We start from the raw sequence: 14,790 nt of genomic DNA, 5'->3' as shown, positions 1-14,790 counted from the left end.
CACGTATGAAGAAATTTGTGATGGCCGGTCTGGCCGGAACCGTGGCAGGTGTAATTGCGACCACTCAGATCGCCGGCCCTCTGCTGGCGCAGGAGGCCGAGAACAACGCCAGCGTCTATGAGCAGCTGGACCTGTTCGGCGATATTTTTGAACGCATCCGTGCGCAATATGTCGAAGAGGTCGAGCCCGAAGAGCTGATCGAAGCCGCGATTGACGGCATGCTAACCTCCTTGGACCCGCATTCCAGCTATCTGTCGCCCGACGACGCGGAACAGATGCGGGTGCAGACCCGTGGTGAGTTCGGCGGGCTGGGTATTGAGGTCACGCAGGAAGAGGGCTTTGTGAAAGTCGTCTCGCCCATCGACGATACACCCGCGGATGCGGCGGGTATCGAGGCAGGAGATTTCATCACCCATGTGGATGGCGAAAGTATTCTGGGCCTGACGCTGGACAAGGCGGTCGATCTGATGCGCGGCCCGGTAGGCTCGGAAATCGTCATCACCGTCGTGCGTGAAGGTGAGCAGGAGCCGTTCGACGTCACCATCATCCGCGACACCATCAAACTGACGGCTGTACGCGCCCGCACCGAAGGCACCAGCGTTGTGTTGCGTGTGACCACCTTCAACGACCAGACCTTCCCCAACCTCGAGGAAGGCCTGAACGAACAGATCGAAGAAGCTGGCGGCATCGACAAGGTCAACGGCTTTGTTCTGGATTTGCGCAACAACCCCGGCGGTTTGTTGACGCAGGCGATTAAGGTCTCGGATGCCTTCCTGAATGAAGGCGAGATCGTTTCGACCCGAGGCCGTGATCCGGGCGAGGGCGAGCGATTCAACGCCACCCCCGGCGATCTGACCGAAGGCAAACCGATCGTGGTTCTGATCAATGGCGGCTCGGCTTCGGCGTCCGAGATCGTCGCCGGCGCGCTGCAGGATCACCGCCGCGCCATCGTTGTCGGCACCAAGAGCTTTGGCAAAGGTTCGGTGCAAACGGTCATGCCGCTGCGCGGCGACGGTGCGATGCGCCTGACCACGTCGCGTTACTACACGCCGTCGGGTCGCTCGATCCAAGCACTTGGTGTCAGTCCTGACATCATCGTCGAACAGCCGCGCCCGGCACCCGCGACGGAAGAGGAAGACTCGAACCGTCCCTCCCGGTCCGAAGCCGACCTGCGCGGCAGCCTGAACAATGACAGCCTCAGCGAAGATGAAATCCGTCAGATCGAAGAAGACCGCGCCCGCGCCGAAGCAACCGCCGAGCTGCGCGAGCAGGATTATCAGCTGGCCTATGCCATCGACATCCTCAAGGGTCTGTCGGCCTTCAACCCGAACGGGCCGTCGCAATAACAGGAGAAGGGCCGCCGGATGGGCGGCCCTTTTTCCTTGCAGGTGGATCAGCTTTCCACCTTATGCAGCTTTTCTTCATCCAGCATCATTGCCAGCAAGACGCCGACCGAAACAGAAATGGTCGCGAAAATGAAGGCCATGTTCATTCCAGTGTCAAAGGCGGCGGCAATGGCTGACTTGACCTTTTCGGCCTCGGCGCTGCTCAGTTTCTCCATGACGGCCTTTGCAGAGGGTGTGGTCAACGTCCCCCCATTTATGGCTCTCTGACTGGCGTCCGTCAGGTCAATTCCGGCGGATTGCAGGCGTTCCCCCAAGCTGCGCAAGCTGAAGAGGTACATGATTGCGGTGGCGCAGGCGACCGAAATGGCGCCGTAGACCAGATGGGTCATGAAACTCAGCCCGCCGACAAGCCCCGCCCGTTCCGGTTTCACGGCACAGACGGCGGCGGTGCCGGATGGCCCAACCGTTAGCGTGGCCCCCAGCCCGATCATGGCCATGCCGGGCAATATCTGAAAATATCCGAACCCGGCGGGCATCACTACCACGCTGGCCGCCCCGACCGTGGCGCAAAGATACCCCCAGAGCAAAAGCCGCTTGGGACCGAAATCGTTATACAATCGGCCCGACAGGATGGACCCAACCGCCAGAAGAACCGTCAAAGGCGCCAACCCAAATGCCGATTGCAGGGTCGACCACCCCAGGACCTTCTGCATGTATTGCGGAAAATACATCAGCCCCACGAAGGCTGCCGACACGTTGAACATGTTCAGCCCCAAGGTGATGCGGAACTCACGGTTCGCCATCATCTGCGGCAGCAGCAGCGGCTCTTTCACCCGCTTTTCCACCCGCGGGAACAGGACAAACAACACCGCGCTGACTAGAAACAGCATCAGCAATGGGGCAGAGGTCCAGCCCCAATCCGCCCCCACATCCAATCCATAGAGCAACAGCAAGACGGCAAGGGACAGCACGCCCATACCGGCAAAGTCGATATGCTCCCCCTGTTTGTGCTGGGTTTCTCGCTGCATCAGCAGCAGGGCGGTCACCATCGAAATGGTCGAAAACACCACGTTTGCGAGGAAAAACAGCCGCCAATCCCCCAGACTCACCACCGTTCCGCTGATCAGGGGCCCAAACACGTTGCCGCAGGTGACACCAGCCAAGATCAACCCCATGATCATGGCCCGATGCTCGGGCCGCGAAACCTTTGTTGCACCAAAAGCCAGCGTGCAGGGCCAGACGCATCCTGCACCGATACCTTGAAGGGCGCGGGCAACAATCAAGAAGTCCAGGCTAGGCGAGACAAAGCACATAATGGACGAGAACAGAAAGATCGACAGTCCGATCAGCATCATCTTGCGATGCCCGAACATGTCTCCCATGCGCCCCCCGGCAACCATGGTCATGGCAAAGAACAGGGCGTAAATGTTCAGAACCCACTGAGTGCTGGTGATGTCCGCATCGAAGCTGTTTTCGATGGCCGGAACCAGGATCAGAGCGCCGGTAAAGTCGATGCCAATCCCGAACCCCGTCACCATCAATGCAATGATTTTGACAATGCTGCTGCGATCCATGAGCTTGCCCAGACTGCTGCGGGTCACCCTAGGATGCACGGAATTCCTATGAAAAGATAGGGACTTGCCCCGAGCCGATCACTCAGTAGTGCCTTGCGCCCGGCGAAACGCCCGTTTCAGCATGTCCAGTTCGGCGCGCAAAAGCTCGACCTCGGCCCGAAGGTCATAGGCCGCTGGGGTGCCTGCAATGATGGTGAAATCGCCAAGCTTTTCCGAGGTCGCTGCATCAACGACCACAAAGCAATGCACCCCGTCGGACAGCGCGGTCATAGGCACGGGAACCGTCAAGCCCCACCCGCCTTCAGACGCCGAAACGCGCACGTCGTCGAGATTCTCGCCCAAGTAGCGCACTTCGACCCTTGGCTCTTTGTCGGTCTGCAAGTGCCCCTGCCAAAGGCCATTCTCGAACCGTATGGGCGTCAATGTCGGAAGCGTCATGGTCGAAACTCTCACAAATCGGCGCGGTGGTGGCGACAGAAGGTCAGGTCGCGCAGCGTGGCCCGGTTCATCTTGGGATTGTCGAAGATCAGGTCCAGCCAGATCTTCTCGATCCGCGATTCGTTCAGGGGCAGGTGGGCCAGATCGAAGTCTACCGAATTGGACGGGCTGGAAAGGTCCAGTTTGCGCAACACCTGTTCGGCGTTGGGGCCGTGCTGGATGTTGAGGCGGGCAAACATCTCGAGCGGTTGTTCCAGTTCGACCTGCACATCGGCGCGCATCAGATGCTGTTTGGTCAGCCCCTGCGCGGCTTCGGATGGCAGTTCCACGGACAGCGACAGGAACGAGCCTGAAAATCCGAACACATCGACCGTCAGCCCAAATGCGGCCAGATCCTTGTCGCGGGCATTCCGGGTCTGTCGCATCCCGATCTCGGCTAAGGGGCAGTCGTGAAACAGCGTCACCTGCCGATCCATGCGCGCCCTGCGCGGGGCCGAGGCAACCCCGGGGCGCGGCAGCGGCCCACGCCACAGGTCCGGCCGCCAGCACCAGTCCGTCCCCAAAGGTTTGGGAAACTGAGCCGACCCGATTCTGGGCCGGGCCAAGCGGCCATCGGCTTCGTGGATCAGCATGTCCAGTTGGGTGCGCAGCTTACGCGCGTCGTCTCGCTGTTGACGTAGCTGCGTCTCGGGCGCTTCGGCCGCACCGCGCAGCGCCTTGCGCCAACGCTCGACAACCCGGCGGTGAATATAGCGATCCAGAAGTCTGCCCATGGCCCCAACATTCAGAGTATGACCCTGTTTAGTCAAAGACGGCGCAAAGGTTAAAGGTGAATCAACGAAATAGAGGATCAAATCTCTCGAATTCGTGAACGAACGGACGGATGGTCAACCCCGCCATATTCTGTTACCCCGCCGCATTCTTGCAATCACCGGGGCCAATGCGTACCGTCTATCACCGGATTGCACTGGCTCACTCCAAAACGCATCCAACAGATCTGAGGCACGACCGGGGCATGGAACCCACTCTGTTCGCATTCATCTGGAAACACTCCAGGAAACAACAGCTTGTCTTGCTGTTGCTGACGGTCCTGTCGTTTCCCTTCCTCTATGCCTCGCTTGAGCTGCCCAAGCAAATCATCAACGGTGCCATCGGTGCCCCCAGTGACTCGGTAACGGTTCTGGGGTTCACGGTGACACAGGTTCAGTTTCTGATGATCCTGTGCTTTGCTTTTCTGGCCACGGTTATCGCCAGCGGCCTGATGAAGATGCGCATCAACACGATGAAGGGCATTCTGGCCGAGCGTATGCTGCGCCGCCTGCGGTTCACTCTGATCCATCGCACCATGCGATTCCCAAAATCCTACTTTGCCACCACCAGCCAGGGCGAACTGGTGTCGATGATCACGTCCGAGGCAGAACCTATGGGTGGCCTGATGGGCGATGCGATCGCCCAACCGGTGTTCCAGTTCGGCCAGATGATGACCATCGTCACCTTCCTGTTCATGCAGAGCGTTTGGTTCGGGCTGGCAAGCATCGCTCTGATCCCGTTGCAGGCGTGGCTAATTCCGAAATTGCAACGCCAGATCAACCTGTTGAACAAGGAACGTATTCAGGAGGTTCGAAGCCTCAGCTCTGAGATCGGAGAAAGTGCGGCGGGCATCAGCGATTTGCGCACCAATGGTGGTTGGCGCTATCGGCTGGCGCAGTTCAGCCATCGGTTGGGGCTCTTGTTCGAGATCCGATTCAAGATCTACAACAAGAAGTTCTTCATGAAGTTCCTCAACAACCTGATCACACAGATGACACCGTTCCTGTTCTACTCGGTCGGCGGTTATCTGGCGATCAAGGGAGAGGTCACAGTGGGCGCTCTGGTCGCGGCGCTTGGGGCCTACAAGGACCTCAGCGGCCCGTGGAAGGATCTGCTGACCTATTACAATCAGGTGCAGGACATGTCCCTGCGGTGGGAGGTGGTGACCGAACGTTTTGCACCTTCGAACATGATCCCGGAAGAACTGTTCGTGGGCGACCCCGAGGTGATCCCCCATCTCACCGGCGATATCGAACTGCGCAACGTGACCGTACGCGACGATGACGGGAAAACCATTCTGGAAGATATCGACCTGACCATTCCGAAAGGCGCCCGGGTGGCGATCCAATCAGGCCATGCGTCGGAGCGCAATGCGCTGGCACAGGTGCTGACCCGAGAAGTCCTTCCGGTGCAAGGTGACGTCTTCATGGCCGGTCATAACCTGAAGGACCTGCACCAGGCCGTGATCGCGGCCCGGATCGGCTATGCCTATTCCCGACCATACCTGTTCAATGGAACGTTGGGCGACAACCTGTTGATGCCGCTACGGCCGCATCCTCAACACGCAGCAGAGGCGGAAAAGTCTCCAGAACGTTGGCAGGTCGAAGCCGCCCGGGCTGGGAATCCAACGGATTCTCTGACCGATGAATGGGTAGATCCCGGGCTGGCCGGGTTGGACGATATCGACGACATCCGGGACTGGTGGTTCAAACTGGTCGAGGCGATGGGGATCGACGAGTTCATGCTGCGGCGCACCCTGCGCACCCGGTTTGACCCGCAACTGCACCCGGTTCTGGCGCAAGGGGTCGTTGACCTGCGCGAAACCGTTGCAGAACGGATCAAGGACAAGGGTCTGGACCGTCATGTCTATCGCTTCGACCCCGGCCGTTTTAATCCGGCAGTTCCGCTTGGGGGCAACCTATTGTTCGCCGCCCCGTCGCGGGACATTACGCCGGAATCTCTGGCAAGCGACAGGCGGTTCATGAACATGTTCGGGATGCATGAGTTGGCCGAAGATGCCATGACCATGGCCAGCGCCGTGCTTGAGACGCTGGATCAGGCTTTTGGACGGGACGGAGCGGATCACCCCCTGTTCCTGCGTCTGGGGATGTCGAAGGACATGTATCACCGTCTGCTCGACATCAAGGATCGCCGCAAGGCCAAAGGGGATGGCGGGATCAGTGATTCTGAACGTTCGCTGTTGCTGACCATCCCGTTCCTGTTGACGGCTGAGCAGATCGGCCCGGATTTCCCCGAAGAATACAAGGACAAGATCCTCTCGATCCGAAAAGACCATGCCGAACGGTTGCGAGGGGCGCTGGACGGCATGTTCGTGCCGTTGTCGCCAGACGTTTACCTGCCGCGGCTGACGGTAATGGAAAACGCTCTGTATGGCCGGGTTTCGCTGATGGCGGGCGCCCATGCCGAAGAGATTGAGGACGTAGTGGCACAAGCCATCAACGAAGCCGGCCTGCGGCGCCGAGCAGCATCCACCATGTTTGACTTGCCCACCGGGTTAGGCGGAAACAACCTGCCCACCGTGTTTCAGGAGCGCGCGGCATTTTCCCGCGCTGGGATCAAACGTCCCGATATTCTGATCCTCGACAAGGCACTGGCCAGCCATGACTCGCAAAGCCGTCTGCGCACGCGCCTGCGGTTGCGCGAACTGCTACCAGACTCGATCATGATTTTCATGGAAGATCACTTTGCCCACCCCGAGGCCTACGATCTGTTCATCGAAATCAAGGATGGGCGCATCGACGGCGTCGCGCGAACCCAGGAAGACCACAAAGAAGGGACCTCGGCTGATCTGAGCCGGAAACTGCAGATTATTGCCTCGACCGAGCTGTTTTCGGGCATAGACGCGCGCAACCAGCGCCTGTTGGCATTCTCGGCACAATGGTATGAAGTGTCCAAGGGTCAGATGATCTTTACCCGAGGACAGTCGCCCGATGCGGCCTATCTGTGCATCAAGGGTCAGGCCAAACTAATCTGGACTGAAGAAGGCGGCGGCAAGCGACCCATCTCGATCATCGAACCCGGTCGCCTGATCGGTGATCTGTCGATCATCACCGGCGATCTTCGCCAATTGGATCTGGAGGCCATCACGGATTGCACCTTCCTGCGCATCGGCGCCGAAGAGTTGAGGGCCGTAATCGAAAGCGACGCCTCGGTCGCAGTTCAACTTTTGCAGACCGTTGCAGGATATCTCACCACATTGTCGAACAGGCTCAACACGGTTGAGAACACCGCAGATGTCTTCCCGGGCGTACCGCATTCTATCGAAGGCGAAAGCACCGGCAACAATGTATGAACCCGCCGCCTATTCCGCACACGAACAGCTTGTGGCTGATGCCCGCGCCCGGCCCGAGCTTTGGCGCCTGCTGGTCGGATTGCTTATTGTCGGCGTGCTGTATGTGACACTGAATTCGGTTCTGTTCGCCCTTATCGGAGGTCTGATCCCCCCGAATCAGGCGCAGGGATTTCTGCGCGGCACCTCAGTTTTAGCCACGCTGCTTCTGCTGATGAGTTTCGGATTTCTGACGCTGGGCGTCGCTGTTGCGGCTCGCCAAATGCAGCATCGGTCGTTGAGAGCGATTCTGGGGCAACGCAGTCTATTCCGGCAGCAGTTCATTCTCGTGGCGTTGGCACTGGCGGTTTTGGGCGTGGTGATGGCCCTTTTGCCACCTTATGGAATGGGTGAGCCGCTGACCCAGAATCTTACCCTGTCCACATGGCTGCTCTTACTACCGGTTTCAGCCATTGCTGTACTGATTCAGACCAGCGCCGAGGAAGTGCTGTTTCGCGGTTATATCCAGCAATCCCTGGCGGCCAGATTCCGGTCTCCTGTGATCTGGATGGGCCTGCCCTCGGTTCTGTTTGCCGCCGGACATTACGCGCCGGGTGTGACCGGGGACAATGCGCTTCTCGTGACGGTCTGGGCCTTTGCTTTCGGTCTACTGGCGGCGGATCTGACCGCAAGATCCGGAACGCTGGGCCCCGCTATCGCCTTGCATTTCCTAAATAATACGGTCGCGTTGCTGTTCATCTCACTGCCTGACACCCTCAGCGGTCTCGCGCTCTACCTGCTGCCGTATGAGATGACCGAGACCGGGATGCTGCGACAATGGCTGTTCGTGGACTTCGTCGTGATGATTGTGTGCTGGCTGACAGCGCGTCTTGCGCTCAGGCGTTGATTGCATTTCCTGCCGTTGCGTCTTATTTGACGTCAAAGCCGCTCAAGCAAGGTTCCGACATGAACTGGATCACAAACTACGTCCGCCCCCGGATCAACTCGATCTTCTCACGCCGGGAAGTGCCCGAAAACCTTTGGCACAAGTGCGACGAATGCGGCACAATGCTGTTTCACCGCGAACTAGCGGAAAACCAGAACGTCTGTACCCAGTGCGATCACCACATGGCGATCACTCCGCGCGACCGGTTCAAGCACCTGTTTGACGGTGGAATTTTTACTGAGGTCGAGGTGCCCGCACCGAAAGACGACCCGCTGCAGTTCCGCGATCAGAAGAAATACCCCGACCGCATGAAAGCCGCTCAGAAAAAGACCGGTGAGAAAGAGGCGATGCTGGTCGCCTGCGGTGAGATTGGCCGCACGCCTATCGTCGCCGCCGCGCAGGATTTCTCGTTCATGGGCGGCTCGATGGGCATGTATGTCGGCAACGCCATCATTGCCGCCGCGCAAGAGGCGGTAAAGCTTAAGCGCCCGCTGATCCTGTTCTCAGCTGCAGGCGGTGCGCGGATGCAGGAAGGCATCCTTAGCCTAATGCAGATGCCGCGGACCACAGTCGCAGTCGAAATGCTGAAAGAGGCGAACCTGCCTTACATCGTCGTGCTGACCCATCCCACGACCGGGGGCGTAACCGCGTCTTATGCGATGTTGGGTGACGTGCATATCTCGGAGCCCAACGCGCTGATCTGTTTTGCTGGTCCGCGTGTGATCGAACAAACCATTCGTGAAAAGCTGCCCGAAGGGTTCCAGCGCGCCGAATATCTGCTGGATCACGGGATGCTGGACCGCGTCACCAAACGCACCGAGATGCGCGAAGAACTGATCACCATCACGCGCATGCTGATGAACCAGCCTCCGGCGGTCAAAGGCGATTTGCCCGCGCCCCAGCCCGAAGAGGCCACGGCCGAACCCCCGGCCGAGGAAACGGCTGAAGAATGACTAGCCCAACATCCGACGTCATCCTTGACCGGATGATGGCGCTGCACCCCAAGATCATTGACCTGACCTTGGATCGCGTCTGGCGTTTGCTGGCCGCACTGGACAACCCGCAGACCAAACTGCCGCCGGTGATTCACATCGCCGGAACCAATGGCAAAGGCTCGACTCAGGCCATGATCCGGGCCGGGCTAGAAGGGGCAGGGCTGTCGGCCCATGCCTATACCTCGCCACACCTCGCTCGGTTCCACGAGCGCATCCGTCTGGCCGGAGAGCTGATTTCCGAACCCGATCTGACGGCGGTTCTCGATGAATGCTACGCCGCGAATAACGGCGAAAACATTACCTATTTCGAGATCACAACCTGCGCCGCCCTGCTGGCCTTTGCCCGGGCTAAGGCGGATTATACACTGCTTGAGGTCGGCCTAGGTGGCCGATTGGACGCCACCAATGTCATCCACCAACCGGCGGTGACGGTGATCACCCCGATCTCGATCGACCACGAACAATTCCTTGGCGACACGCTTGGCAAGATCGCTGCCGAAAAGGCAGGCATCATCAAGCCCGGCGTTCCTTGCATCGTCGGCCCGCAACAGGACGAAGCGCTGGAGGTCATCGAATACACTGCCGCGCGTCTGGGCGCTCCGCTGCTGATCCACGGCCAGCATTGGCACGTGCATGAGGAAAACGGCCGCCTGATCTATCAGGACGAAACCGGCCTGCGCGACGTGCCGTTGCCGAATCTGCTGGGCGCACACCAGATCCTGAACGCCGGTGCCGCGCTGGCCGTGCTGCGCCACCTGAATATGGGCGATAACGCATATGAGGCCGCCGCAACCAAAGCCGAATGGCCTGCACGGATGCAGCGTCTAAAAACTGGCCCGCTGGTCAAAGCCGCCCCGCAGGCCGAACTGTGGTTGGATGGCGGCCACAATGCCGCCGCCGGGATCGCTCTGGCAGACGTTCTGGCCAAGCTGCCCGACCGCCCAACACATATGATCTGCGGCATGCTCAACACCAAGGACGTCACCGGCTATCTGGCTCCGCTGGCGAAACGCGCCCAAAGCCTGACCGCCGTCTCCATTCCCGGAGAGGCCGCTACGCTCAGCGCTGAAGAAACCGCCGCCGCAGCGGCCAAGGTCGACCTGCCCGCGATTACCGCTGACAGCGTCTCCGATGCATTAAAATCAATCGTGGCGGACGACCCGCAGGCCCGCGTGCTGATTTGCGGATCGCTTTACCTAGCCGGTAACATCCTGCGCGAAAACGGCTGAAGAAAGCCCGTAAAGCATCATCTAGCCAGAAAACCCAAGGGGGGAGGCGCACAAAGCGCGGCTGGGCAGAGTCCTCTATTGCCCCCAATCCTGATCTTGCATTTCGCGAAGGCGAGAGGCCGTGCGTTCAAATTCAAACGTTCCTTCACCCTCGACATACAACATCTCGGGCTCAGCTGCGGCCGAACAAATCAGGCGCACCTTTGCTTCATAGAGAGCATCAATCAGCGTCACGAACCGCTTGGCTTCATTGAAGTTGTTCCGCGACAGGCGCGGAATGTCTTCCAACACCAGAACCTTCAGTTCCTCGGCAATCGCCAGATAGTCTGCAGGCCCCAGCATTCGCCCGCACAGATCATAGAACGACGCCCGCGCAACCCCGTTGCGAAATGCAGGCAACTCAACTGCGCGACCCTTGACCTGCAGGATCAACGGCTCGGCGTTGCCCCCCGAAAGATCATTCCAGACGCTCCTAACGCTCTGGCGCGCTTCGGGACCGATTGGCGCGAAATAGACTGGCGCGCCTTCAAGCCGGTTCTGGCGGTAATCGGTGGGCGAGACCAGCTCCCACACCTGAAGCTGTTCCTTGATATGCGCAATGAAGGGCAGGAACAGTTGGCGGTTCAGCCCGTCCTTGTACAGATCATCGGGATGCCGGTTCGAGGTTGTCACGACCACAACGCCGCCTTCGTAAAGCAGGTCGAATAGCCGCCCCACAATCATGGCATCGGTGATGTCGGTGATTTGCATCTCGTCAAAGGCCAGAAGTTTGACCGTCTTCACAACCTCCTGCGCCACCGGGGCCAGCGCATCCTCGACACCGTCCTGACGGGCCTTGTGCATACCCGCATGGATTTCCTGCATGAAAGCGTGGAAGTGAACACGCCGTGCGGGGGTATCCTGCAACGCGTCAACGAACATGTCCATCAGCATCGACTTGCCGCGCCCGACGCCGCCCCACAGATACAACCCTTTCGGCGCAGGCGGGGCCTTGCGAAACAGCCCGCGCTTGACCGGAGCAGCAAGGGCTGCACGAATGCGCTCGAAATGGGGGAGCACGGCCTCTTGCGCGTCGTCCCGTGTCAGAATGCCCTCAGCAACGCGGTCGTTATAAAGCGAAATCAAATCCGTCATGAAGCCGAGCCATAGCGCCCCCATTCAGGCTTGAAAAGCAGCCATTTTGTCGACGCATCAATTTTCCTTATCCGAAACCGCAAATCTGCTGATTTGACGCGTTGCCCAAAACCTCTAACTTCCGCCGAACCTAATCCCCGAGGTCCGAATGCTGCAATCTGCCCGCCTGCTTAACCCGATCCTGATCGTTGGATGTATCATCATCACGGTCAGTTTTGCCGTGCGCGCCTCATTCGGAGTGTTTCAGATTCCCATTGCCAGCGAGTTTGGCTGGTTGCGGACCGATTTTTCGCTGGCGATTGCGATACAGAACCTCGCCTGGGGTATCGGACAACCGATCTTTGCCGCAATCGCTGAAAAAATCGGAGACCGAAAGGCGATCATCCTTGGCGCGTTGGCCTATGCAGCGGGCATGGTGCTGTCGGCCTGGTCGATTACGCCGTTCGGACACCAGATGTATGCGTGGCTGGTGGGCTTCGGCATCGCGGGCACCGGGTTCGGTGTTGTGCTGGCCGTGGTCGGGCGCGCCTCTTCCGACAAGCACCGCTCGATGTCTCTGGCAATTGTCACGGCCGCCGGCAGTTTCGGTCAGGTGATCGGTGCCCCGACGGCCGAGTGGCTTATGACCTTTTTGCCGTGGCAGCAGGTCTTCATTGTCTTCGCCGCCGCAATCCTTGCCCTAGTACTGACGCTGCCCTTCATGCGCGCGCCGCAATCGGTCAGCAAGGCCGAGCTGGAAGAGAGCATGAGCCAGATCCTGGGCCGTGCCTTCCGAGATCCGTCTTACGCTATGATATTTCTGGGCTTTTTCAGCTGTGGCTATCAGCTGGCCTTCATCACCGCGCATTTCCCGGCATTCGTGACCGAGATGTGTGGCCCGATCCAACCCGGCGGTGTCCTGCATTCTTTGGGCATCACAACCACATCAGCCTTGGGCGCCGTGGCAATCTCGCTGGTGGGATTGGCGAATATCGGCGGCACGCTGCTGGCGGGCTGGGCAGGTAACCACTTCCCCAAGAAATACCTGCTTGCGGCGATCTATACCGGCCGCACGCTAGCAGCCGCCATCTTCATCATCATGCCGATCACACCGATCTCGGTTATCGTGTTTTCTATCGTCATGGGTTCGCTCTGGCTGGCCACTGTACCGCTGACCTCGGGCCTGGTCGCGCATCTCTACGGGCTGCGTTACATGGGCACGCTCTACGGTTTTATCTTTCTCAGCCACCAAATCGGAGGCTTCCTCGGTGTCTGGCTGGGCGGGCGCATGTATGACGTTTATGGCGACTACACAATGGTCTGGTGGATCGGCATCGCCGTTGGTGCATTCAGCGCCATTGTCCACCTGCCCATCCGCGAAAACAGACCTCAGGTAGGTGCTGTCGCCTGATCATTCCGGTACTTGCCGATGATGTATTGGCTGGTCATCAGGTCCAGATGTGCACCGCCACCGTTCTTGAACAGCGTGATCGCGTTTGGGTCGGGGGCAAACTGGTCCAGATCATAATAATCTGCCACCAAATCTCCACGTGTGATCACGCCCTGTTCGATGGGAATCTTAATCTCACCGATATGATCAACGGTTGAGTCAAAACTATCCATGAAGATACGTGCACGTTGCAGTGCCAAGTCTTCAGCCTCGCGCATATCCGGCCGATACGCCCCGACAAGGTTCAAGTGCTGACCAGGGTGCAACCACTCTCCCTTGATAAATGGCCGGGTACTCATAGTGGCTGTTACGATAATGTCCGCCCGCTCCACCGCATCCGCCAGATCATATTCGACGTCAACATGCCCCAGTTTCGTAGCCAAAGCCTCGGCCTTGGAACTTGTGCGGTTCCAAACTCGTATTGTGGCTTTCGGAAAACCGGCGGCAAAGGCCTCGCACAGCGATCTGGCAACCGGCCCGGCGCCCACGATCAGAATGCTGCGACTGTCCGGGTTCGCCAGCCGCAGCGCGCCAAGCAGACTGTCCCCGGCGGTTTTCCACTTGGTTACCAGGAAAAAGTCTACCAGCGCCGCCAATCGCCCATCCGCGTCATCATAAACGCAGACAGACCCATCAATCAGAGGGCGCCCGGCCTGAACATTGCCTGGAAATATTGTGGTGGATTTCACCGCGATGCCAAACCCGTCAATCCATGCGGACCGCGACAGCAGCGTATCCGCGCCGCGATACAGAAATGTGTCCTCTATCTGGGCCTTCGGCCGTCGATGTCCTTCCGCGATGGCCTGGGTCAGTTCCAACCAGTCCAGATTGGCCTCTCCTTCAGCAAAAGGAATCTGCAGGACGTTCATCGCGCCTCATCCTCGGTCAACAGGCCTTCGGCCACCAAACGGTCTGCCCACCCTTGTGGGGTAGTGAAGTGATGCGTCTGCCACCCGCGTACGCGCGCCGTCTCAATATTGTCGATCCGATCATCCGCGAACAGCAAGGTCTCGGGTGCGATACCGCAATCGGCCTCGACCATTTCATAGATCGGGACATGCGGTTTCACCACCTGCATGCGGCCCGATACATAATGACGGTCAAACTCATTAAGGAACGGGTACACGGTGGTGGCATAGTCGAAGTTCTGCACCCCGAAATTGGTCAGTGCAAAAACCGGGATTTTCTTGGCGCGCAAGGCCCGCTGCAAACGAACCGAATGTGGAATCTCGGGCGCCGCCAGCTCAATCCACTTGTCATGCCACATGCGGATTTCTTCGCGCCACTCGGGGTACTTCTCGGCCCAGTCATAGATCGTGTCGGTGAAATGATACCCTTGGTCCACCAGATCGTTCATTCCATGCAGATCGACCTCAGCGAACATGGCACGACGGCGTTCTTCGCCGATCACCTTGTCGTAATATCGTTCTGGCTGCCATTCGATCAGAACGTTCCCGATGTCGAAAATTACGGCTTCAATCGGCATGATGTGCCCCCGTCAAATCAATCCAGCTCGCGCCGACTGAACCAATCCCGGCCCGGATTTACAAGGGCGGAACCGCAGCGCACAGCGCTGCCCGGCCCAACCGAAGGGGGCGCA

General features: G+C 58.9%; 12 protein-coding genes. 6 read left to right on the top strand and 6 right to left on the bottom strand.

Annotated features, from left to right (window positions below):
• Positions 1 to 5: 5 nt before the first annotated feature.
• The gene (locus AC2FEE_RS21140) at positions 6 to 1,346 is read left to right on the top strand and encodes a S41 family peptidase (protein WP_496867321.1); all 1,341 of its coding nucleotides are present in this window, start codon (positions 6 to 8) and stop codon (positions 1,344 to 1,346) included.
• A gap of 47 nt (positions 1,347 to 1,393) precedes the next feature.
• On the opposite strand, the gene AC2FEE_RS21135 is transcribed toward AC2FEE_RS21140, so the two are convergent.
• The 3 genes from AC2FEE_RS21135 to AC2FEE_RS21125 form a co-directional block, all read right to left on the bottom strand.
• Entirely contained in the window at positions 1,394 to 2,920 is a 1,527-nt protein-coding gene (locus AC2FEE_RS21135; protein WP_496867320.1) for an MFS transporter, read from the bottom strand.
• A 78-nt stretch (positions 2,921 to 2,998) separates the two neighbouring features.
• A complete protein-coding gene (locus AC2FEE_RS21130) occupies positions 2,999 to 3,358 on the bottom strand; it encodes a hypothetical protein (RefSeq protein ID WP_496867319.1) in 360 nt (119 codons plus the stop codon).
• A gap of 11 nt (positions 3,359 to 3,369) precedes the next feature.
• Entirely contained in the window at positions 3,370 to 4,131 is a 762-nt protein-coding gene (locus AC2FEE_RS21125; RefSeq protein WP_496867318.1) for a DUF6478 family protein, read from the bottom strand.
• A 242-nt stretch (positions 4,132 to 4,373) separates the two neighbouring features.
• On the opposite strand from AC2FEE_RS21125, the gene AC2FEE_RS21120 reads away from it, so the two are divergent.
• The 4 genes from AC2FEE_RS21120 to AC2FEE_RS21105 are packed head-to-tail and all read left to right on the top strand — an operon-like array spanning position 4,374 to position 10,627.
• Positions 4,374 to 7,481, top strand: a complete 3,108-nt coding sequence (locus AC2FEE_RS21120; RefSeq protein ID WP_496867351.1) for an ABC transporter transmembrane domain-containing protein — start codon at positions 4,374 to 4,376, stop codon at positions 7,479 to 7,481.
• Positions 7,474 to 8,364 carry a CPBP family intramembrane glutamic endopeptidase gene (locus AC2FEE_RS21115; protein WP_496867317.1) on the top strand — a complete coding sequence of 297 codons (891 nt, stop codon included), beginning with the start codon at positions 7,474 to 7,476 and terminating at the stop codon, positions 8,362 to 8,364. Before AC2FEE_RS21120 ends, AC2FEE_RS21115 begins: the two co-directional genes overlap by 8 nt.
• 59 nt (positions 8,365 to 8,423) lie before the next feature.
• Entirely contained in the window at positions 8,424 to 9,356 is a 933-nt protein-coding gene (accD, locus tag AC2FEE_RS21110; protein ID WP_496867316.1) for an acetyl-CoA carboxylase, carboxyltransferase subunit beta, read from the top strand.
• The gene (locus AC2FEE_RS21105; protein WP_496867315.1) at positions 9,353 to 10,627 is read left to right on the top strand and encodes a bifunctional folylpolyglutamate synthase/dihydrofolate synthase; all 1,275 of its coding nucleotides are present in this window, start codon (positions 9,353 to 9,355) and stop codon (positions 10,625 to 10,627) included. The genes accD and AC2FEE_RS21105 overlap by 4 nt, the downstream gene beginning before the upstream one ends.
• Before the next feature lie 75 nt (positions 10,628 to 10,702).
• On the opposite strand, the gene zapE is transcribed toward AC2FEE_RS21105, so the two are convergent.
• Entirely contained in the window at positions 10,703 to 11,761 is a 1,059-nt protein-coding gene (gene zapE, locus AC2FEE_RS21100; RefSeq protein WP_496867314.1) for a cell division protein ZapE, read from the bottom strand.
• A 148-nt stretch (positions 11,762 to 11,909) separates the two neighbouring features.
• On the opposite strand from zapE, the gene AC2FEE_RS21095 reads away from it, so the two are divergent.
• Positions 11,910 to 13,151 (top strand): MFS transporter, encoded by a 1,242-nt coding sequence (locus tag AC2FEE_RS21095; protein ID WP_496867313.1) that lies wholly within the window; start codon positions 11,910 to 11,912, stop codon positions 13,149 to 13,151.
• On the opposite strand, the gene AC2FEE_RS21090 is transcribed toward AC2FEE_RS21095, so the two are convergent.
• Entirely contained in the window at positions 13,130 to 14,059 is a 930-nt protein-coding gene (locus AC2FEE_RS21090) for an ornithine cyclodeaminase family protein (protein WP_496867312.1), read from the bottom strand. The genes AC2FEE_RS21095 and AC2FEE_RS21090 overlap by 22 nt on opposite strands.
• Positions 14,056 to 14,676, bottom strand: a complete 621-nt coding sequence (locus AC2FEE_RS21085) for an HAD family hydrolase (protein WP_496867310.1) — start codon at positions 14,674 to 14,676, stop codon at positions 14,056 to 14,058. Before AC2FEE_RS21085 ends, AC2FEE_RS21090 begins: the two co-directional genes overlap by 4 nt.
• Positions 14,677 to 14,790 lie beyond the last annotated feature (114 nt).

It is taken from the genome of Ruegeria sp. YTSC199 (assembly GCF_059609725.1).
The sequence above is the reverse complement of the archived record's forward strand: the minus strand, read 5'-3'. Positions and strand labels throughout refer to the sequence as shown.